The 22605-nt window shown below is 35.9% G+C and carries 17 protein-coding genes and 1 tRNA gene; 8 read left to right on the forward strand and 10 right to left on the reverse strand.

Going from position 1 to position 22605, the window contains the following annotated elements:
• Positions 1 to 3675: a metallophosphoesterase gene (locus tag NOV28_RS03140; protein WP_255927483.1), complete on the reverse strand. Its 3675-nt coding sequence runs from the start codon at positions 3673 to 3675 to the stop codon at positions 1 to 3.
• Positions 3676 to 3697: 22 nt separating this feature from the next.
• Between NOV28_RS03140 and NOV28_RS03145 the strand changes: the two genes are divergently transcribed.
• Entirely contained in the window at positions 3698 to 4897 is a 1200-nt protein-coding gene (locus NOV28_RS03145) for a Pycsar system effector family protein (RefSeq protein WP_255927485.1), read from the forward strand.
• Between the two features lie 3 nt (positions 4898 to 4900).
• Here the strand turns inward: NOV28_RS03145 and NOV28_RS03150 are convergent, their stop codons facing one another.
• Positions 4901 to 7231 (reverse strand): GAF domain-containing protein, encoded by a 2331-nt coding sequence (locus tag NOV28_RS03150; RefSeq protein ID WP_255927487.1) that lies wholly within the window; start codon positions 7229 to 7231, stop codon positions 4901 to 4903.
• A gap of 148 nt (positions 7232 to 7379) precedes the next feature.
• On the opposite strand from NOV28_RS03150, the gene rlmN reads away from it, so the two are divergent.
• From rlmN to NOV28_RS03170, 4 genes are all read left to right on the forward strand, one after another.
• Positions 7380 to 8414 carry a dual-specificity RNA methyltransferase RlmN gene (rlmN, locus tag NOV28_RS03155; RefSeq protein ID WP_255927489.1) on the forward strand — a complete coding sequence of 345 codons (1035 nt, stop codon included), beginning with the start codon at positions 7380 to 7382 and terminating at the stop codon, positions 8412 to 8414.
• A complete protein-coding gene (locus NOV28_RS03160) occupies positions 8414 to 9130 on the forward strand; it encodes a YoaK family protein (protein ID WP_255927491.1) in 717 nt (238 codons plus the stop codon). Before rlmN ends, NOV28_RS03160 begins: the two co-directional genes overlap by 1 nt.
• Positions 9127 to 10008 (forward strand): hypothetical protein, encoded by an 882-nt coding sequence (locus NOV28_RS03165; protein WP_255927493.1) that lies wholly within the window; start codon positions 9127 to 9129, stop codon positions 10006 to 10008. Before NOV28_RS03160 ends, NOV28_RS03165 begins: the two co-directional genes overlap by 4 nt.
• A 91-nt stretch (positions 10009 to 10099) precedes the next feature.
• Positions 10100 to 11077: a polyprenyl synthetase family protein gene (locus NOV28_RS03170; protein WP_255927495.1), complete on the forward strand. Its 978-nt coding sequence runs from the start codon at positions 10100 to 10102 to the stop codon at positions 11075 to 11077.
• Here NOV28_RS03170 and NOV28_RS03175 read toward each other — a convergent pair.
• The 5 genes from NOV28_RS03175 to NOV28_RS03195 all read right to left on the reverse strand — a co-directional run bounded on the left by NOV28_RS03175 (position 11074) and on the right by NOV28_RS03195 (position 16384).
• Complete coding sequence (locus NOV28_RS03175) at positions 11074 to 11808, reverse strand: DUF72 domain-containing protein (RefSeq protein WP_255927497.1); 735 nt, start codon at positions 11806 to 11808, stop codon at positions 11074 to 11076. The genes NOV28_RS03170 and NOV28_RS03175 overlap by 4 nt on opposite strands.
• 140 nt (positions 11809 to 11948) lie before the next feature.
• A complete protein-coding gene (locus tag NOV28_RS03180; protein ID WP_255927499.1) occupies positions 11949 to 14456 on the reverse strand; it encodes a copper-transporting P-type ATPase in 2508 nt (835 codons plus the stop codon).
• Between the two features lie 81 nt (positions 14457 to 14537).
• Positions 14538 to 14942, reverse strand: a complete 405-nt coding sequence (locus tag NOV28_RS03185) for an acyl-CoA thioesterase (protein ID WP_255927501.1) — start codon at positions 14940 to 14942, stop codon at positions 14538 to 14540.
• A 28-nt stretch (positions 14943 to 14970) separates the two neighbouring features.
• The gene (gene yaaA, locus NOV28_RS03190; RefSeq protein ID WP_255927503.1) at positions 14971 to 15729 is read right to left on the reverse strand and encodes a peroxide stress protein YaaA; all 759 of its coding nucleotides are present in this window, start codon (positions 15727 to 15729) and stop codon (positions 14971 to 14973) included.
• 43 nt (positions 15730 to 15772) lie between these two features.
• The gene (locus NOV28_RS03195) at positions 15773 to 16384 is read right to left on the reverse strand and encodes an L-threonylcarbamoyladenylate synthase (RefSeq protein WP_255927506.1); all 612 of its coding nucleotides are present in this window, start codon (positions 16382 to 16384) and stop codon (positions 15773 to 15775) included.
• Between the two features lie 88 nt (positions 16385 to 16472).
• Between NOV28_RS03195 and NOV28_RS03200 the strand changes: the two genes are divergently transcribed.
• Both NOV28_RS03200 and NOV28_RS03205 read left to right on the forward strand, forming a co-directional pair.
• A tRNA-Met gene (locus NOV28_RS03200) sits at positions 16473 to 16545 on the forward strand.
• A 54-nt stretch (positions 16546 to 16599) separates the two neighbouring features.
• Entirely contained in the window at positions 16600 to 17292 is a 693-nt protein-coding gene (locus NOV28_RS03205) for a class I SAM-dependent methyltransferase (RefSeq protein ID WP_255927508.1), read from the forward strand.
• Here the strand turns inward: NOV28_RS03205 and NOV28_RS03210 are convergent.
• The 3 genes from NOV28_RS03210 to NOV28_RS03220 all read right to left on the reverse strand — a co-directional run bounded on the left by NOV28_RS03210 (position 17289) and on the right by NOV28_RS03220 (position 21444).
• Positions 17289 to 18863, reverse strand: a complete 1575-nt coding sequence (locus NOV28_RS03210) for a glycoside hydrolase family 10-like protein (protein WP_255927510.1) — start codon at positions 18861 to 18863, stop codon at positions 17289 to 17291. The two genes, NOV28_RS03205 and NOV28_RS03210, sit on opposite strands and share 4 nt — an antisense overlap.
• 530 nt (positions 18864 to 19393) lie before the next feature.
• Positions 19394 to 20032 (reverse strand): DUF1349 domain-containing protein, encoded by a 639-nt coding sequence (locus NOV28_RS03215; protein ID WP_255928687.1) that lies wholly within the window; start codon positions 20030 to 20032, stop codon positions 19394 to 19396.
• Positions 20033 to 20616: 584 nt separating this feature from the next.
• Positions 20617 to 21444 carry an ion transporter gene (locus tag NOV28_RS03220; protein WP_255927512.1) on the reverse strand — a complete coding sequence of 276 codons (828 nt, stop codon included), beginning with the start codon at positions 21442 to 21444 and terminating at the stop codon, positions 20617 to 20619.
• A gap of 62 nt (positions 21445 to 21506) precedes the next feature.
• On the opposite strand from NOV28_RS03220, the gene NOV28_RS03225 reads away from it, so the two are divergent.
• Positions 21507 to 22604, forward strand: a complete 1098-nt coding sequence (locus NOV28_RS03225; protein ID WP_255927514.1) for a Nif3-like dinuclear metal center hexameric protein — start codon at positions 21507 to 21509, stop codon at positions 22602 to 22604.
• Position 22605: the final 1 nt, after the last annotated feature.

The raw sequence follows: 22605 nt of genomic DNA on the forward strand, positions 1-22605 counted from the left end.
TTAAAAATTCATTCCTAATCCCACAACGAATCTTCCTTTGTCCGACGAAAGAAAATAGGAAGCTTGAATTGCCACCATATCCAGCGCGTTGAGCCAAATTCCTGCGCCTGCGGAAGTATGCCACTGATTGGTAATTTCATTAGGTAGCCAAACCCGTCCGTAATCAAAACCTCCGAAAATACCGATGTTTAAAGGAACAAAAGCATTTCGAAAATTTCCGATCGACCAACGAAGATCTGAACTTTGGTAGAAAGAACTTTTGCCGTAAAAACGATCAAACCTGAAACCGCGAAGATTGTCGTTTCCTCCCAAAGTTGTCATTTGATAAAATTCATAATCATCGCTCAGCAACCATTTTGCCTTTGCGTAAGTGGAAAAAGTGAGTTTTTCGTTTTTGGTAAGATAGTGGGTGAACCCTAGTCCAGTTTCAAATGTTGGAAGTTTTTTATCGCTATTGTTAAGATTTTGGCGATAAGAAAATTGGGTGTCGAACTTCATTCCAAGGCTTGGATTTACCTTTTTGTTTACATTTTCGAAGTGAAATCCTAAATCAATTCCGGCAAAATGATTGGTGGAAAAAACATTTTCGTCCACAATATTTGGCAACGCGATTCTGCGGTTTTCTGTTTTCTCTATTTTTATGGCTTCGTACGTCAATTTTGCAGTGAACAAACTCGCATTTTTCTTCCAGTTGATAGAAGGCATCGCGTAAAATTCTCCTGCACGAACGCGGTAATATTTTTCTTCGAAAATGTCATGTTCATTTTTCGTGAGATTTCCGTTTCCGAAATAATTGCGAATGTATTGCGAATCAGTAAATCCTGCATCAAGCTGATAAAACCAGTTGCCCACAATTCTCGGGAAAATCCCTTCATAACGGATTTCGTAACCATTTGACAAAGTGAAATAGTTGGTTTTTAAAGTATGTTTTGATGAGAAAGGATTTTGGTTAAAGCCTTTTTTGGTAAAGCTTGTATTCATGCCAACAATCACGCCGTCATCAGGATTATATCCGAGGTTAAGAGTGGTAGAAAACACATCAAATTTTGGCTTTTTATATTGGTATTCGTTCAAATCATAATTATCCGAAAGCGTGATGTTTCCTTTGCTAGAATTAAAGGTATTTTTCTTGGTTTTATAATCGTAAATATGAACTTTATTTCCTTCGCTGATTGAGTAAATATCATTGTTTAAACCACCCAACAGTCGAAGCTTTATTGGATTATTTTGTTTTCCATTGAATTCAAATTGATCATCGTCGCTTAATCCATACAGCCAAATTTCTTTCGTTTGTTCTTTGGAATATTTTTTATTGAAAACCAGTTCTTCGCCATTGTTTTTATTGCGATAAATTTTCACGTCGGTTTCTTTATTCGGAAGTCGGTTGATCACGAATTTGTCTTTCTTGTTGGTTCCGGTCAATAAAACTATTTTTTGAAGGATTTTATAATATTCCGAAGCGTACTTTTGAAGGTCATTTTTCCGGATTTCCAGATTTTTTTTAATACTTTCAATATCGTTGTTTTGGACTTCTTTCGGAAGTCTTTCAAAAGCAGACGCAATAATTTCCGAGTTCAGATTTTTTTGGATGAATTCAGCTTCCTGAAGCCAATCTTTTTCGCTAGAAGCTTTGGTAAATGCTAAATCCAAAGGGTAGGGCTCCATGTTGAACCATTTTATATTTTTAATTTTTTCATCAAAGCTTTGCATGTGTCGAAGCCCCGGAAAATCGAGAAAGAATTTGGTCAAAACTCCATCGTAACGCACAAAAGCTTGGTCTCGATCTTTAGGAATTGGCGAGAAATAGATGAAGTTCCCTTCAGGTTTTTGTTCCCATTTCCATTGGTCGTAGTGACGATCCCAATCGCCAATCAACAGATCGAAAAGTCTCGCTCTGATATAAGCTTTTTCGTCAATTTTATATTTTTCGTCTTTTGCCAAAAGCTTGATTACTTCTTCACTTCCGAGTACTTCGAGCGGATTTTCATCAGTTTCAGCGGGTCTCGCTTCTAAATAATACAACTCATCACCAAAATTCTGGTTGAATTTTCCTAAACCATTTTGCTTAGGCACAAACACCAAACTCGGGTCGGTATGTTTCACACCAATAGCTTCCGATAAATCTCCGATGGATAAAGTGGTGTAAGGATGCGACGAAGTATAAAAATCTAAAAGAAACTGATCCGCAAATCCACCTGAAAAATCATCTTCAATGTACTGATTTTTAAAGGCAACAGATTGTAAAAACCGCACGCCACTTTTCTTCAAAGCCCGAATCACGTATTCACCTTTCGGCGTGTCTAATCGCAATGAATTGGTTTGATGACCACCTCCGGAACGGCTCGGTTTTGCACCACCAAAAAGGGTGTCGATTTGCAAAGTCGGAACTTTTACCGAAGTTGAATAATTTTCCCGATAGTTATTTCCCCACAAAAATTCATACAAACGACTTTTTTGAGTGAATGATCTTGGATAAACCGAAGAAGTAGTTTCCGCTGGAAATTTTGATGGATATGAAGGCGGATTATATTCCGAATTTTCTAAAACTTGTTTCTGAAATAAGAGTTTTTCCTGATTATTTTCTCTTCCAAAATAAGAAACGGATGCATCTCCGGATTGCGAAATATTTAGAACGGCATATCCGTTTTTACCATAAGAAAAATCGTTGGCGCCCACAGTGGCTGCAGGTTCGTTTTTAGAGCCGGCTCCGCTGATGATTTGTCGAATTTTTCCTTCTTCGATGTATTGCAAATTATGGTCGTGGCCAGAAACTACGATTACATTATCGCGGTTAGCAAGCAATGTTTTTAAACGGGAATTGAGTTTCCTATAATTCGTATTCGATAAATCTTGATGGGTGATGCCACCTGTTGCACGTGCAAGATTGATTCCTGTTGCCAAAATCGGTAAAGGAAATTTACTTTCTAAAGGGAAAATTTGCTTTTTCAAAGAATAATATCCGCCATGAGAACCATGATCAATCAGCGGATGATGAAGGGCAACTACAACCGTTTTGTTTTGATTTTTATTAAGTTCGCTTTCAAATTCTGAGAAAAAATCTTCGCGGGTTTTGATGTCACATTTTTCGTTGATACCCGGATTTTTGTCCCAATCAGCCAAGAACCATTCGGTATCGATGGTGATGAGCGTGATGTTTTTTGAGATTTTTTTGCTGTCAATCGCGCAGGAATTTTTTGGTAAAAAAGCAGATTTATCGTTCAGTTTTGAAATGATATAGTCTTGTTCTTCTTTGAGTCCAATGATTCCTTTGCTGTACCAATCGTGGTTTCCAGGGATAAAGATGGTTTTTCCTTTGAAGTTTTTCACCAAATTGATTTGATCATCAAGTTTTTCAATCGCGTTATCTCGTTCTTTTCCTTCTTCTTTGGGTAAACCTTTTGGATAAATATTGTCGCCAAGGAACAGAACTGTACTGTTGCTATCGGCAGAATCTAATTGAGATTTGAATTGGTCGAGTATTGCTTTAGCACTTTGTTTATCGGCATTACCTGCATCACCGATAAGATAGAAACGGTGGGCAATATTTCCGGGTTTTATTCGTTCGACAGGAGCGTTTTTTACATTTTTACCGTACTGTACATTTTCTGTAGCACAAGAAACTAAGAACATTCCCGAAAAATAAAAAACAGCATGACGGAATATATTTAATTTCATAAATTTGAATCAAATTAGAAGAATGAGCATTCTAGACAACGCTGAGCGTTTTATAATTCAGCAATTCAAAGATAAACTTTCTCCCGCATATTCTTTCCATAATTTGGATCATACCAAAAGAGTAGTGGAAGCTGCAAAATTATTGGCAGAAAAAGAACAAATCGGTGAGAAGGATAAGGAAACTTTGCTTTTGGCAGCATGGTTTCATGATGTTGGATACTGTGTTTCCTGCACCAAACACGAAAGTATCGGGATGAGTGTAGCTGAGCAATTTCTGAGAGAACAAAACTTTAATGAAACTGAAATTCAGGTTGTTACAAAATTAATCAATGCAACTTCTTTGCATGCTGTTCCTGAAAATATCTTAGAAAAAATCATTAAAGATGCAGATACTTCGCATATTTCTTCTGAACGTTTCTTTGAAATTACCGAATCGCTTCGTGAAGAATGCAAGAAAGCTCATGACATGAAATTGTCCCGAAAAGATTGGGCAAATCAAAATCTTAATTTCCTTGCAAAACATCAATATTATACAAGTTTTGCTCAAAATAATTGGGAAGAATTAAAGCAAAAAAATATCGCGAAAACCAAAGAACTGATCACAAAACTTAGCCAAAAAGAAGAAGAAAAAATGGCACTTAAAGACGAGAAACAACTGCTCAATAAGAAAAAACTGGAGAAGATGGATGCGCCGGAACGCGGTGTGGAAACAATGTTTCGCGTCACTTTGAGCAATCATACGCAACTGAGCCAAATCGCCGATACCAAAGCCAATATTTTGCTTTCAGTAAATGCAATTATCATTTCGGTGGCTCTTTCTACCATTGTTCCGAAGTTGGATTCTCCGAAAAATGTGCACCTTATTATTCCAACTTTTCTGTTGATTATCTTCAGTGTGGCAACCATTATTATGGCAATAGCTTCTACAAGACCAAAAATTTCTTCAGGTAGTTTTACCAGAAAAGATATTGAAGAACGCAAAATTAATCTGCTTTTCTTTGGAAATTTTCACAAAGTTCCTTTGGAAGAATATATGTGGGCGATGAAGGAAATGATGAAAGACAAAACCTATTTGTACGACAGCATGATCAAGGATTTATACTATCTAGGGATCGTCCTCAACCGAAAATATCGACTTTTGCGGACTACCTACACCATTTTCAGTATTGGAATTATCGTTTCAGTATTGGCGTTTTATTTGGCTTTTAAAGAAGTAATTTAAATCTTAAATTTCGGGAATAAAAGAATAATTAAAGTTTCTAACACAATAATTATAACTCACTCGAATAGCTTGGAAACCAACCATTCCCTGCAGATTTTCTAGCTCTACAATTTCGATGTCATCTTTTAAAACACCTTCGTTTTGAAGGAGTTGGACGTATTTTAAATAATCGTCTCGTTCGCTTTTTTGGGCAAATACAATACTCAGTTTACCGGGTTGCACCAATCTTTCCTGAGAATTTTTCACCAAAGCTTTGTCGATTCTTTTTTTGATGACTTCGTATCGCGCATTGTAACTTCCATCTACATCAAAACGTTTTTCGTCCATTCGGAATTGGATATTCAAAGTACCTCCATAAGCCAAAATAAGCGAAGTAACTTCCAGCGGAAAAGAAAGTTTGGCTTTCTGGGTTTGGAAAATAATTTCGGTTTCACACACCACGCGAAGTTGCCATAATTTCAAATTTTTCAAGAAAACATCGCTGTAGCTAAGTTGCGGCGCGAGAGATGAACCGATATATAAATTATGTTCTACACCATCTGTTTTGAAGCGTTCATAATAAAATGGAAAAATCTTCTGTTGCTCTTCCTGTCTCTTATCCAGCAAATGCGATATTCCACGATTGATCAACGAAACACTTTCATCAAAACGTTTTCTGTGATGATAAACGGATTGGGTAGTTGGATCTAAATTTTTAAAATAAGAAGTAATCAGCAAATTATTTTCAGCATTTTCAATCTTTAGTTCATCGAGTAGAGGATGAACTTTTGATGAAATGAAATGTTGAATTTTAGTTTCTGTATCAGCTTTTAAATCATCTTCCAAAAAAGCTAGATAAGAATGGATTTTAGCAAGCATTGAATTCGGATCTTTACAACTGTTCAGTTTTTGAAACAAAATTTCAATATCCATAAGATGAATCGAAAGATCTTGCTTGATGGCAGAATTTCTTGAAATTGAAGAGTTTTTGATGTCGGTTTGCCCGTAAAGAGGCGTGAGATTTTCAAATTTAATATTTTGATAAGGCAAATCTGATTCTACATCGTAAAATTCGATATGTCTTTCTGCTTCTTCACGGAATTTCCAGAGGACACTCGGGTGAATCGCCGTATATTCTCGGTGGATAATCGCCTGTAATTTGGTTTCTAAACCTACATAAAGTCGTTCCATTGTGTCAACTAAATACGGCATCACAATCTCCATTTTATTCGCAAGAATGCTGTTTAGTGACTTTTGTTTGGAGGTGATTTCAAATATTCCGAGGATTCTCTTATCCTTAATAATTGGAGCAAAAATTATACTTTTAATTCCGCTTTTATAAATGTGATTAGCAATATGACTTTGCGGAAAATCTTTATAAATCTGATCAATGTCCGAAAAAGTAAAATATTTTCTGCTTTGAAGTAAGGTTTTAAATCCCTTTTCCCAGGTGATTTCACTAGCAAAATCGGAGGTAGAACCGGAAAGCATAAAACTGTCTAAAATATAATTGATGGGCGACCTAACAAAGGTATTATCGGCCACATTTACAGCGGTATAGCCCACTTCTAGATCGGAAATCATAAAAATAGATCGAAAAATACTGTTGATTTCGTTTTTCAGATTTTTATCATCTTCAATATTGATGAGTTTGCTTTTCAAGTTTGAAACAGCGATTTCAACCGTAGCATCATAAAAAGTAATCAGTGCAAAGCCTTTCAGTTCCCAGCTTTCGGGCGGAAATTTTTCTAACCAAAGATCTTGGTCGTCATAGTTTTCCAGCAATTCTTTGATGTCCGATTCGGTGAGTTCCTTATGATTTCCGAGAGGTTTTATCTCCATGAAATCAATATTATTCAAAAACCGATAATGCTGAATAATTCCTTCTTCATTAGGAATATCAAAAATAAAAGGCATCGAAAAATTGATCGGAATTTTGTAATAATCGCGTAAAATAAGGCAACAGCTGATCACATAATATTGGTGCGGATCCATCCCGTTGATAAATAGGTCGAAATCCTGACCAGCATTTTGAAGGATTTTTTTAAAACGTTCTGAAGGATTGAAAAAATAGTTGTAAAAAGGGAATCCCGCAGCTTTTATTTCGTTTTTGGAGAGCAATGGAGGAAATAAATCCCGGAAAAGTTCTTTAAGAAAATCGCGGTGTTCCACGAAAAAATTAGGATCGTTAATTCCAGTCAGAAGTTCAGGAATCTGCGCCGCTTTTTCTAGAACCGATGCATGCGAAATGGCATAGTCAGAATCTTTTTCGGATTCCTGATGCATTTGGTTGAGCAATTTTTCAAAAGAAAAACTCAATACAAACGGACTTTTAAATGCGGGTTTAAAGGACATATTTCTCAATTCTGCGCAAAGGTAGTGATTATTGCAGGTATTTTTCAAGACGTTGGAATTTCTATTTTACTTTAAGGCTTTATCACTTTCAGAAAAATTTATGGAAAAACCGTATCTTTGCAACTTCTTTAATTAAACATTTTCTCCTTTGAAAGACATCCGTACTTTATCTCTAGATCAACTCAAAGATTATTTTGTGACTTTGGGCGAAAAACCCTTTCGTGCAAAGCAAGTTTATGACTGGTTGTGGAGCAAAAACCTCCATTCTATTGATGAAATGACGAATCTTTCTAAAGAATTAAGAGAAAAAATTGCTCAGGAATATATTATCAATCCAATTTCTGTTGATCAACTCCAGAAATCTACCGATGGAACTATAAAAAATGGAGTGAAATTGCACGACGGACTTTTAGTAGAATCGGTTTTAATTCCTACCGAAACCCGTACTACAGCTTGTGTTTCCTCGCAAGTTGGTTGCTCGTTAAACTGTGAGTTTTGTGCGACAGCGCGTCTGAAAAGAATGCGAAATTTGGAAGTGGCAGAAATTGTAGATCAAGTTGCGCTCATCGACCGACAAAGTAAATTATATTTCGACAGACCGCTCTCCAACATTGTTTTCATGGGAATGGGTGAACCGATGATGAACTACAAAAACGTAGTTGAATCGATTAAAAAAATCACAGAACCGGAAGGAATGGGAATGTCGCCACGAAGAATTACCGTTTCTACATCGGGAATTCCGAAAATGATTAAAATGCTTGCTGATGAGGATTTGCGAGTGAAATTAGCACTTTCTTTACATTCGGCAATCGAGGCAAAGAGAAACGAAATTATGCCTTTTTCGGATAAATTTCCGTTAACGGATATCATGGATGCACTGAAATATTGGTACGAAAAAACGGGAAATACCATAACTTTTGAATATTGCGTTTGGAAAGGAATTAATGATCAGGATGAAGATATAAAAGCCCTGATTCGCTATTGTAAACAAGTTCCTTCAAAAGTCAATTTAATACAATACAATCCAATTGGTGACGGAAAATATGATCAATGCAACAAAGAAGCAGAAGAAAATTATGTTCGCCAACTGGAAAATGCAGGTATTACCGTACTGATTCGCAGAAGTCGAGGAGGAGACATCGATGCTGCTTGTGGACAATTGGCGAATAAATCAGGTGAATAATGTTTAGTCACAAAGGAAAAACCCGAAACGAAAAACACAATCTGGGAATCGCTTCCTTGTTGGGTTTCGTTGCAGGTTTGGTGAATGTTGTAGGCTTTTTTTCGGTACAAAAACTCACCACCAATGTTACGGGACATTTCGCATATTTTGTAGATGAGACTTTCAAGCAGGATTTCAGCGCAGCTTTTCATGTTGCACTTTATATTTTTTTCTTTTTTTTAGGGGCTTTTATCTCCAATTTTATTGTAGAAATTTATGCTCGAAAAAAAGAAAACGAGTTGTATGTAATTCCTGCGATTACAGAAGCTCTTATCCTCGCTATCATTGCCTTTAGTGGAAATCATCTCATCAGAGAATCTCCGGATCTAATCGCTTTCAGCCTTTTGTTCGCGATGGGAATGCAAAATTCTTTGGTAACCAGCATCTCACATTCGGTGGTGCGTACTACCCATTTAACAGGACTTTTTACGGATATGGGAATTGAGTTTTCTCAACTTTTTTTCTACAAAGATCAGGATCACAAGAAAAAGCTCATCAAATCCATTAAACTTCGTCTTACGATTATTTGGATGTTTTTTGCCGGTGGTTTAGTTGGAGGAATGCTTTATGAAGGCGTTGGTATAAAGGCTTTGTTTTTAGGCACTGTCATCTTACTTTGTGCTCTTCTGTATGATTTTGTTAAAATAAGACTTCTACTTTTAAGACGAAAATTATGATGAAGCACTTTCTGATTCTCATTTTTTCAGTTTTTTTTCAAATCGGTTTTACACAGCAAACAGATTTTTTAAAAATAAGAAAGTATAAATTAGCAGAGCTTTCAGAAGTTTTGAATGAAAATTCAGGATTAGCTTTTTTCGACCATAAACTTTACACTTTCAATGATGGAGGTAATTCTTCCGAAGTTTTCGAAATCAACAGAACTTCAGGGAAAATTGAAAATATCTTTAAAACCAATTTAATTAACAACGATTGGGAAGCGATGGCGACCGATTCGGCGAATTTTTACATCGGTGATTTTGGAAATAATGCCGGAACAAGAAAGGATTTGAAGATTTATAAAATTCCTTTTAATGGTGAAAAAACGGCGGATTCCGTACAAGTAATTTCCTATTTTTACCCGGAACAAACCGATTTCTTGAGCCGAAATCTCAACAATGATTTCGATGCAGAAGCCATGATTTTTTTAAATGGAAAAATTCATGTTTTTACTAAAGAATGGGCTTCCAAAGCGACTTCTCATTACATTATCGATCCTGAAATTTCAGAAAATAATCCTGTTCAAAAAGTTGAAACTTTCAAAACTGATTATGTTGTTACTGATGCTGCATATTTTCAGAAAAAGCTATATTTAATAGGATATACGAAGAAAACAGAAGTGTTTCTTTCCATATTTAAAGAAACCGAATCTGGGATTTTTTTCAAAGAAAAACCTCAGAAATATTATCTCGGAAGTGCTTTATCCATCGGGCAAATCGAAGGAATCGAGGTCGATGAAAATGGAATTTTTATCTCCGGAGAAGAATTGGTTACGCCTTTAGGAAAAGCAAAACCAGCTTTGTATTTTGTGCCTCATGAAAAAATGAAATCGTTTTAAGTCATAAATCAGCTTTAGTTTTAGCTAATTTGGAGGGAAAATTAATTATATTTGTCATCATTTTCATCAAACATTCTTTATTTAACAGTTCGTGGCGAATATCGTAGAAGAAATCCGAAAACCGATTAGCAGTGAAATGAAACTTTTTGAACAAAAGTTTTATGATTCCATGCAGAGCAATGTCGCACTTTTAGACAAAGTAACGCGGTTTATCGTAACAACTAAAGGCAAGCAAATGCGGCCAATGTTCGTTTTTCTGTGTGCAAAACTAATAGGTGAGGTGAACGAGAAAACTTTTCGTGGCGCTTCTATGATCGAGCTGATCCACACCGCAACTTTGGTGCACGATGATGTGGTGGATGAAAGTTTCAAACGTCGAAATTTTTTCTCCATTAATGCTTTATGGAAAAACAAAATTGCAGTTTTGGTAGGCGATTATCTCTTGTCGAAGGCAGTTTTGCTTTCCACAGATCACAAAGATTTTGATTTACTTTCTGTAATTTCTAGAACCATTCGAGAAATGAGTGAAGGCGAACTTCTTCAATTGGAAAAAGCAAGAAAACTCGACATTACCGAGGATGTTTACTATGAAATTATCCGCCAGAAAACAGCAACTTTAATCGCAGCTTGCTGTGAAATTGGTGTTCTTTCCAACAATGCAAATGAAGATCTTGCAAAGAAAATGATGGAATTTGGAACTCTCACCGGAATGGCTTTTCAAATTAAAGATGATTTGTTCGATTATCTTACTTCCAATATCATCGGAAAACCAGTTGGGATCGATATTAAAGAACAAAAAATGACTTTGCCATTGATTCATTCATTAAAAATGGCTTCCGGAACCGATAGAAAATATTTTTTCAATACGATAAAACGTTACAATAACGATTCTAAAAGGGTAAAAGAACTCATCGAATTTGTAAAAAAATCGGGAGGTTTAGATTATGCAATTGAAAAAATGAAAGATTACCAACAAAAAGCAAAAAATATTCTGAACGAATTTCCCGATTCAGAAGCAAAACATTCCCTGCATTTAATGCTGGATTATGTGATCGAAAGGAAGTTTTAAGGCACTTCTTTCAATACTTTTTTTAGATAACTCACATTTTTTAGTGCTGCTGTTCCCCAAGTATTATTAAAAAAAACATACATCGTTTTTTGAGAATGTTTAATCTTTATTGCCATTTTTTTTATTTCCTCAGCCGAATATTCAGATTTGAATTGTACAGGAACTCCGTGAAGCCGGTAATATGAAAATTCTTCGTCATTAAAGATAAATTCATCAGGAAGATCCTTCGGAAAACTTACACCGCAAAAAACAATATTGTTCTTTTTTAAAGCCTCAAAAGCAGTATTGTTCCACCAAGATTTATGACGAAATTCTACCACATTTAGGAAATCAACATTCACAGTACATACTACTTTTTCTAAATTTTCTTCACTGAAATGAAAACTCGGTGGTAACTGAAATAGAAACCCTGCCAATTTCTCTTTGATTCCATTGTGGATGTAATGGCAAAAATCAGAGGTTTCTTCTGTAGTTTGTGAAAGTTTTTTAAGATGGGTAATGGTTTTGGGAATTTTAATGAAAAATTTAAAATCTTCACCTGTTTTTTCATACCAATTCTCCAATGTTTGCGCTCGAGGTTTACGATAAAATGTAGAATTAATTTCTACCGCATTGAAATGGCTTGCATAATAAGATAACTGGTCTTTTGAAGCTAAATCTTCTGGATAAAAAATGCCTTTCCAATCTCGGTTTGAGAAGCCCGAACAGCCTATGTAGGTTTTAAATTTCATATTTTGACAGATTTTGTGTCAATATTTTTATTACAATTTGGGGCAGGCAATGATTCTCATATATAGTAGAAGCTATTATGTATAAAATATTTTATCTTTATTCAAATCGTTAAGGATTTATTCAATTTTAATACCAATACTTAATAGATATTTTGAGGATTTATTTTTGCTTTATTAAGTCTTAGCGAATTCAAAATCACCGAAACCGAACTGAAACTCATTGCAGCAGCAGCAATCATCGGACTTAGCAAAATTCCGAAAAACGGATAAAGCAATCCTGCAGCCAAAGGAATTCCGATTGTATTATAAAAAAATGCGAAAAAGAGATTTTGTTTGATGTTTTTTAATAATTTCTCACTCAGAATTTTTGCTTTGGCAACACCTAAAAGATCGCCTTTGAGCAACGTAACTTCAGAACTTTCAATCGCTACATCGGTTCCGGTTCCCATCGCAATTCCGACGTTAGATTGTGCCAAAGCCGGAGCATCATTAATTCCGTCGCCGGTCATCGCCACAATATTTCCGGCAGTTTGAAGTCTTTTTATTTCCGCTAATTTGTCTTGAGGAAGTTGGTTTGCAAAATATTTTTTAATGCCTAATTCAGTCGCGACGGCTTTTGCGGTATGTTCGTTGTCGCCCGTCATCATGATGATTTCCACATTATTTTTGTGGAGAAAATCAACTGCTTGTTGGGAAGTCGCTTTTATTTTATCTGAAAAACTTAAAAAACCTAAAACATTTTCACCTTTGGAAAGAAATGAAACGGTTTTTGCAAGATCTTGTTTTTCAGTTACTTTCTGTTTAATGTTTTCCGGAATTTGAATCTTGAATTGATGGAGTAATGCTTCATTTCCAAGCAAAACAATTTCGGAATGAATAATTCCTTTGATTCCCTTTCCGGCAATATTTTCAAAATTTTCAACTGACTCAAAATCTTGATTTTCTTTTTTAAATTCCACTAAAACCGCATTGGATAAAGGATGTTCGGAATTCTGATTGAGCGCAGCAGCTAATTTTAAAATTAAATTTTTATCCGAATTTTCTGAAACAAAAATCTCGTCCAGACTTGGTTTTCCTTCGGTTAAAGTTCCGGTTTTGTCGGTAATCAGAATGTTTACTTTCTGCATCTGTTCTAGTGCTTCTGCATTTCTGATGAGGATTCCGTTTTTAGCTCCTTTCCCGATTCCCACCATCAAACTCATTGGTGTTGCCAATCCTAAAGCACACGGACAAGCTACAATGAGAACCGCAACGGCGTTGACAAAAGCATAAATCAATCTGTTTTCGCCACCGAAAATATACCACGAAAAAAAAGTGAGCACTGAAATTACAATCACGGTCGGAACAAAAATCTTCGACACTTTATCGACCAATTTTTGTATCGGCGCTTTGCTTCTACTGGCTTCATTCACCATTTTGATGATTTGCGAAAGCAGAGTTTCGTTGCCTACTTTTTCAGCTTTCATGATGAAAACTCCGTTACCGTTGATGGTTCCGGAAGTTACACGGTCATCCGCTTTTTTTTCTACAGGAATTGGTTCGCCGGTAATCATACTTTCGTCAATACTCGAATTTCCTTCGGTTATTTTCCCATCAACAGGAACCTTTTCGCCCGGTTTTACTCTTAATAAATCGCCAACTTTAATTTCTGAAAGAAGTACTTTTTTCTCATTACCGTTTGATATTAAATTGGCGGTATCGGGAGAAAGATTCATCAATTCCTTAATGGCATTTCCGGTTTTTTTATGGGCTCCGGCTTCCATTAATTGTCCTAAAATCACCAAAGTAAGAATAACGCAAACCGCTTCAAAATAGAGTGGTGGTTTGCCTTCGTGCGAAATTTCGTGAGGAAAAATATTTGGAAAAATTAAAGCAATAAAGCTGAAGAGAAATGCTGCGGCAACTCCCAAAGCAATTAAGGAAAACATGTTGAGATTCCAGGTTTTAAATGAAATCCAACCGCGTTTCATTAAAAACCAACCTGCATAGAATAACACAGGAAGCGTTAAAATAAATTCCAATATTCCCTGAAACTGATGAGAAAAAGGAAAAGTGAAAAACATTCCGCCCATTGAAAGAATGAAAACCGGAATCGTGAAAACCAATGCAGTGATGAATTTTTTCTTTAATAAATTAAAAGTTTCATCTTCATCATTGTTTTTAGAAGGAATCTGAACCAAATCCATTCCGCAAACCGGGCAACCCACATTGGAATCATAAACTTTGTCACCTTCGCAAAACATTGGACAATAATATTTGCCTTGATTATCGCTTGGCGGTTGATGATTGATGGGTTTATGTAATGTTGTGTTGGATTGCTCAATCAATTCCTCAGTAATTTCTTCCAAATGCATGTGGCAAACCGGACAACCGATATCTGAATCGTAGGTTTTATCGGCTTCGCAGAACATCGGACAGAAATAATCGCCGATTTTATCTTTAAAGTTATTAGGAAGATTGGTTTTGGAAAAAGTTGTAGGTTTATTTTTGTAATCAGCTCTTTCCTCGATCGGAACTAAGAACATATTGCAAACCGGACAGCGTTTTCCGGGAGTAAAATAAACCTTTTCGCCTTCACATTCCATCGGGCAATAGTACACAGAACTTGGGGAAATTCTTTCAGATGGATGAGGATGATGATTTTCCATAATCTTGCTGATTTTCTTTTATTGGAAGGTTTTTTAGATGAAAAATCGTATTTCATCTTAGCTTAAAATCTCTGAAAATTTTCAGAAATTATTTTCTTGATCTTTCAAGCGGTCAGAAACAAATTCTATTTTTGTTTTGCCGTGACGGGTTGGTTTTCCGCTTTCATCAACGCCAACGAAAATAATTTTATCAATGGTGATAATGGTTTGGCGAGTCATCATGTTTCTCACATCGCAGGTTAAAGTAATCGAAGTATTCCCGAAATCGATTGCTTCAATTCCGATTTCGATGATGTCACCTTGTTTTGCGGAGCTGACAAAGTTGATTTCCGAGATATATTTGGTCACACAACGCGGAGTTTCAAGTTGAACAATCGCATAAAGAGCAGCTTCTTCGTCAATCCATTGAAGTAATCTTCCTCCGAAAAGCGTGTGATTTGGATTCAAATCTTCAGGTTTGATCCATTTTCTTGTATGATAATTCATGTCTTTTTGTTTTAATATTTTAATTGATTTATCTGGTGAAAACTAGGTTTTTATCAGTCGAAAGTTTCTCGTCAATTCGGTAACCTTCGAGGTTGAAACCTTTTACATGATCCAAAGTTTTAGCTTGATTTTCAGCGCAATAACGAACTACTAAACCTCTTGCATGTTTAGTGTAAACGACGATGGTCTTCGGTTTTCCGTCTTTGATTTCATAAAAATCGAAATCAATCACTGGTGCATTGAGTTTCTTTTTGTCGATGACTTTAAAATACTCCGAACTTGCTAAATTGAGGATTAAGTCTTTGGATTTCAGTTCGCTATTGAGTTGCTCGGTTACTTTTTCGCGCCAAAATTCATAGAGGTTTTTGTACTCGTCGAATTTAAAAGGTCTTCCCATTTCCAAACGATAGAGCATCACCTTATCTGAAGGTTTTAGCAAGCCATAAAGCCCAGAAAGGATTCGGTAATTTTTCTGTAAATAATCAACAGCTTTTTTATCTAAAGTTTTTGCATCTAAACCTCTGTAAACCTCACCAACAAAAGCAAACATTGCAGGTGCAGATTCTTTTGTGTTGGGTTTTGCTTTCCATTTCTGGTTTCTTTCCCAGTTTTCATCGGCCAGTTTGGATGAAATTTCCATTAGCTCTGATAAATATTTGGGCGTTTTTTCTTTTAAATAGGAATGAATAAAAGCAGCTTCATCAATGAATTTCGGAGTAGTCGTTTTGAATAATTCCGTGGAATTTTCAATGTTCATGAGTTTTGCAGGTGAAGTAATGATTTTCATTAATGATATTTTAACTTTTTATGTTTTTCTGATTCTTTTATATTTAGATTTCTCCTTTTCCTTGACGAATGATTTCCGGTTCTCCGCCGGTTAAATCCACAATCGTTGATGCTACATTGTCGCCATAACCGCTATCAATCACAATATCGACCAAATTATCGTATTTCTCGGCAATCAATTCCGGATCGGTAGAATATTCAATGACTTCATCGTCGTCTTTAATGGAAGTGGAAGCAATAGGATGTCCTAGTTTTTCTACAATCAGTTGAGGAATAGGATGGTCTGGAACCCGAATTCCTACCGTTTTATGCCCTTTATAAGCGAGAGGAAGATTTTTATTGGCTTCCAGAATAAAGGTAAAAGGTCCCGGAATTTTGCTTTTCAAAAACCGGAAAAAAGAGGTTTCAATAGGTCGCGTGAAATTAGAAAGATGACTCAAATCATTACAAATAATCGAGAATTGGGCTTTGTCTAGCTTGATTTTTTTGATCTGCGCGAGCTTTTCCATCGCTCGGATGTCGAAAATATTGCATCCAATAGCATACACTGTATCGGAAGGGTAGATGATGATTCCACCGTTGTTTAAAGTTTTAATAACCTCAGCAATAAGGTTTTCCTGAGGATTTTCGGGATATATTTTCAGAATTTTTGCCATACACAAATTTAGGAAAAATAGATGAATAAAGATTTTTTGTAAATAATTTGGAGGTTTATAAAAAAGTTGTATATTTGCACCACAATAACGCGGGGTAGAGCAGTAGGTAGCTCGTCGGGCTCATAACCCGGAGGTCGCACGTTCGAGTCGTGTCCCCGCTACTAAGCAAGACTGTTCTTTTGAACAGTCTTTTTTTTTATATTTATTTCAAAGGTATGCAAGATCTTCCGGGGAAAGCCATTCACGATTTCCATTTTACTCCCAAGAGATATAAACTTTTCGTTCACGACCAATTCGGTCCTAAAGTAGAAATGCCGGTTTCTTATTATTTCAGAAATTTGGATACAATGCCTGAATTGGAAAGGGTCGCCATAGAAAATTGCAAAGGAAAAACTCTTGATATTGGCGCTGCTGCAGGCTCACATGCACTTGCATTACAACTAAAAGGGCTTCCTGTTACCGCCCTTGAAATTTCACCAAATGCTTGTAAAGTAATGAGCGCAAGAGGTGTGGAAAATGTAGTTTGCGAAGATTTTTTTAAGTTTTCCGGACAGAAATTTGATACTTTGCTTTTGTTAATGAATGGAATTGGGATTTCATCGACAATAGAAGGACTCCGAAAATTCTTTGAAAAAGCTGATGCATTGCTTAATCCTAACGGACAAATTATCTTCGATTCCTGCGATATCGATTATATGTATGAAGAATTTCAGATGCCCCCCGATCATTATTACGGTGAAGTAAAATGCCGCTACGAATATCATCAACAACTTACAGATTGGTTTGGCTGGCTCTATATTGATCAGTTTACGATGCAGGAAATTGCGGAAGAATATGGTTTCGAAGCAGAAATTATTTTCGAAGACGATAGCAATCAGTATTTGGCGGTACTTACCAAAAATATTTAGAGTTTTTCGGCATCATAATCACTTTCGTTGCTCAAACGGTCGATGGCTTTAACGGCAACGGTATTAAGTTTTTTTCCATTTTGAGTTGCAGGTATATTTTTCGATAACTGCTCTCGATTAAGAATTTCTGTTACCCAATTATCACCGTATTTAGCATAAAGAACCCATCGGAAAACTTTTTCTTTTTCTTTTGAATTCCAACTGATTCGGTAAGATTCCGACGATTTTTCGACTGAAATATTCGGAGTTGCAGGTTTAGTCGTTTTAATCCAAGGACTTGTAGGAACCAATGCATTTTCGCTGTAAAGTTTTTTTACTTCCTTCAGCATTTCCGGATTTTTTCTAATTCCATCGATGCTATAGTGAATTTCTCCCGCTGTGTTTTTCGGCATCATTCTGCGAATAGAATTCATTTGTCCGGTAATTTCAGCTTGTTTGTTATCGGATTTTATGGCAACGGTATTCAGTCCCGGCCAAAGGTGAATGTTTTTAAAATTTTCATCTTTCCACCATTTAAGCAATGCAGAAAAACTTTGTGCACCGCCTTCTTTCCAGTAAAGTTGCGGCGCATAATAATCGCACCAACCTTCATTGAGCCATAGTTTTGCATCGGCATACAATTCATCATACTGTGAAGAACCCGTTACACCAGCCGGAAAACCGGGTTTCCAGATTCCGAATGGGGAAATTCCGAATTTCACGGTTGGTTTTTCTTGATGAATTTCATCATGAAGTCTTTTGATAATTTTGTTCACATTTGCTCTTCGCCAATCTGCTCTGGAAAGGGTTCCGCCAGCGTTTTTATATTGGTTCCATGTGCGGTCGTCGGGGAAATCTTTTCCGCCGTGGTATTCTTTGTAAGGATAAAAATAATCGTCAATATGCACTGCATCGATATCGTATCTTTTCACCAAATCCTTTACGACTGCGGAAACATGGTTTTGAACGCGCGCATCCGAAGGATCCATCCAATACATGCCGTTTCTGAGGCGGTAAGTGCTTTCCGACATTCTTGATGCCATGCTGGAAGAATTTACGCTTCCGCCGGTGGTGTGGTGTGCTCGGTAAGGATTCATCCATACATGAAGTTCCATGCCGCGTTTATGGGCTTCTGCGATCCAGAACTCAAGCGGATCGTAATAGGGAGAAGGTGCTTTGCCTGTTTCACCGGTAAGGAAATAAGACCAAGGTTCCAGGTCGCTTTTGTACATGGCATCTGCAGATGGGCGAACTTGAAATATTACTGCATTGAAATTGGCATTTTTCAGTAAATCGAGCAGTTGGATGGCTTCATCTTTCTGCTGTTGTGTGGTAAGGGTATTTTTCGAAGGCCAGTTGATATTAGCAACCGTTGCAATCCATGCTGCGCGAAACTCTCTGTTGATTTCCGGAAGATTCACAATGGTTTTATTTTCGGAATCGGGGAGAGAAGTAGAGGGTTTCGGAGTTGTAGGTTTTACGGTGGTTGTCGGTTTTTTAGTAACCGATTTCGACGGTTTTTGGTTGGTACAGGAATTAATAAAAATTGCTGTTGCAACGAGGAGAGGATATAGTAAGTTTCTGTGATTCATGGGACAAAAATACTATTATTAATACAATTGAAAAATAGAACCTCCTCGTTTTCAGAAAATTTGAAATTTCTTCTGTGAACTTGTGGTTTCTTGTCTTGCAGACAAAAACGAAATCTTGGTTATTAGCAGAAGGTGTTATTTTTATTTTGATGAAATTGTTCTAAATATATAATCCATAAAATAGTATTTGTAAAAATTATTTTCTTTTTTTACGATAATAAATTTATGAAGTTTTTTTGGATTTATTATTCAAGTATCGTGTAACTTTCTTATACAACTTGATTACAAAATATAATATCGCAATTAAGAGCGCAAAAATAAATGTTTGCAATAAAAACAAACCAATATTAAAATCATTAATTATTTTTTCCATATTCTGTTAAATTTAAGTTCTATAATTTTCGGATTTCCGAGAAGCTAGCTTATAACGACCAGGCGCTTTGCGAAGTTTGCCCTTTGCGCAAAGTTCATTATTAAAAAAGCTCACAAAACCCCGACAACATCTTATTTTTTTCGTGTCCATCAAAATTTTATTTATTGTTCTCCAACCATTTTAGTCTTCTTGTATCTGGAATATGTTTTATCTCAAATTCTTCAAACAAAGCATTGAACCCATCTCCATCTGGTGATGCTGCTATCATACCTACCATTACAGGTTTATTGTCTGGAAAATAGGCCAATCGAATCATGGTATAGGTTACATCATCTAATGAGTAAAATATTTCAACTGCATCTAATTTCCTGATCACTTTTAACCACAATGATTTAGGCTTTTTAGTCATCTCTACTACACTCCAATCACTTTTTTCATTGGTAACAACTGCACTAATATTGATTTTATCATTTACAAATTCTACCCCTGTTTTTATCCAGGTTTTTTCATCAATGCGTAACATCAAACCCATTTGGTCAAATCTTACTTTGTAATCACCTGTTATTTTTACTTTTACTTCAAATTCGCCACCTACTGTTTCATAGAAAAACGGTCCATCATCTACCGTAAACCCATAATGAGTGATACGCCAATAATCTGTTTTTGGTGTAACGAACATAGATAGTTTATTGTCTTGAAGTTTCCATTTATCGGGCTGATTAAACCATTGCATTTTCTCCATAGTACTGTCATTTTTTGAATCATTAGATTCTTTTTGAAAAGCTTTTCCATACATAGTAATTGAAAGTAATAGACTAAATAAAGTTGGTAGGTATTTTTTTCTAATAGTCATTTTTTATATTTTAAATTCTGAAATTTTTGATGCAGTAGGCGGTTAAATTGCTTCCAGTTTACCGGCGCTGGCGAGGTTGCGAACTTCGGAACTGATTATTTTCTGTTAAAGATAAAATTTCTTGCGAAATGTAAACTTGAATTTACTACAAAATTCTCGATCTCAGAGTCATCATTAAAAAAGATCACTCATCATAATTATTGTATTTCAAAAACTTATTTTTATTTAAAACAGTAATTGTGTCCTTTCCTCGCTTTGTTTTTACCATAGATTTTGAATTGATCATATAATACAAAGGAAAATTAAGGCGGAGACGAGTTCGTAAAAAATGCGTCTGTTACTTATTAAATTGACTCCCTAAAAATTAAGATAATATTGCCGAAAAAGAATGTTTCTGCCGTTTTTGCCGGAAATGACCGTTTTTGCCGAAAAGGGAGGTTTTTGCCGAAAGGAGGTTAGTGCCTTTATGGTGGGCTAGGACTGGGCTTTGCCTAGGCTTTGACTGGGAGAAACATAGGCTTTGATTTTTATACAATTTTTTCACCGCATTTTTTGCAATAGCGTGCATCATCATCGATATCTTCATTGCCGCATCTTGGGCATACTTTCTCTAGATTTTGTCTTTTGTTTCGCATTTCAGCCGTTACAATTCCGGTGGGAACAGCGATGATGGAATATCCGGAAAGCATCAATAATATTGACAAGAATTTCCCAAGAGGAGTGACCGGTGAAACATCGCCATAGCCTACTGTAGTTACCGTTACCACTGCCCAATAAATACTTTGAGGAATACTTTCAAACCCTTCCCGGTGACCTTCTACCATGAACATCAATGAGCCAACAATCACACAGAAAATAACGAGAAATAACAAGAAAATATAAATTTTCCGAGAGCTGTTTTTCAGGGCTCGTACAATGAAGTAACCATCATTCATGAAATCCAGCAGATTGAAAATCCTGAAAACCCTGAGCATTCTCAGCATCCTTAAAATCAGAAAATATTTGGTGATCGGAATAAATAAACTTAGATAAAAAGGCAAGATTGCCAGAAAATCAATAATTCCAAAGAAACTGAAGATATAAGACCTCTTGTTGCGGATTGTTATGATTCTTAAAACATATTCTACGGTAAAAAAAATGGTAATAATAATTTCTAAAACCACAAAAAGCAAATGCAGTTTTGCATCGAAAACACTCACACTTTCCATCATAACGATGGATGTACTCAGCAAAATAAGTACAAGCAATGCAAGATCGAAAGCTTTACCAAGTCGAGTATCCGATTTGAAAATAATCCTGAAAAGCTGTCGTTTCCATTTTGTTCGTTCGGGAATAAAATCGTGTTCTTTTTCCATGGATTGTTATTGAAAATTAAATTTAGATAAATAATTCTTAATTTCGTCACAAACTTAAGAAAATGACAGTAAACGAGGTGATTTTTGAAATCGAGAAGAAAATTCCGATTTCCCAAGCCGAAGATTTTGATAATGTAGGATTACTCTGCGGAAATCCTTCGCGGGAAGTAACGGGAATCTTGGTTTGCCATGATGCTTTGGAAAAAGTTGTCGATGAGGCTATTGCGAAAAACTTGAATTTGATTGTCACTTTTCATCCCATCATTTTTTCAGGATTAAAATCCATTACAGGCAAAAATTATGTAGAACAGGCGGTTCTGAAAGCCATTGAAAACAAAATTGCGATTTATGCGATTCATACCGCTTTCGATAACGATTATTTCGGAGTAAATTATCGAATTTGTAAAGAATTGGGATTGGAAAATCAGAAAATTTTGATGCCTAAAACCAACAATTTAAAGAAACTCGAAGTGTATGTACCACGCGAATATTCGGAAAATCTAAAAAATGTACTTTTCAAAGCCGGCGCTGGAAGCATTGGTTTTTATGATGAATGCAGTTTTACAGTTTCCGGAAACGGAACTTTCAGGCCTGTGGAAGGTTCAAATCCTTTTTCGGGAACAAAAAATGTTCGTGAACTCGCAGATGAAGTGATGATTTCGGTAATTTTAGAAAATGAAAAACAGCATCAAATCATTAACGAAATGAAAACGGCGCATCCTTACGAAGAAGTTGCCTATCAACTCATCAACCTTGATAATGAAAATCATTATACGGGATTAGGAAGATTCGGCGATTTAAAAGAAGAAATGGAAGAAGCTGATTTTCTAGCTTTTGTGAAAGAAAAATTTAAGTTAAAAGTGATTCGTCATTCCGATTTTACTTCAAAAAAAATCAAAAGAGTAGGCGTTTTGGGTGGAAGTGGAGCCAGCGGAATCAAGGCGGCGAAATCCCAAAAATGTGATGCTTATTTAACCGGAGATATGAAATATCATGACTTTTTCCAGAGTGAAGGCAAAATGCTGATCTGCGACATCGGGCATTTTGAATCTGAACAATTCGTAGCCCAACAAATAATTGAAATATTATCGGAAATTTTTCCTAAATTTGCAGTCTCAAAATCTGTTGAGAAAACCAATCCTGTAAACTATTTTTTATAAA

The sequence above is a fragment of the Kaistella montana genome, from assembly GCF_024436175.1.
Taxonomy (GTDB): Bacteria; Bacteroidota; Bacteroidia; order Flavobacteriales; family Weeksellaceae; genus Kaistella; species Kaistella montana.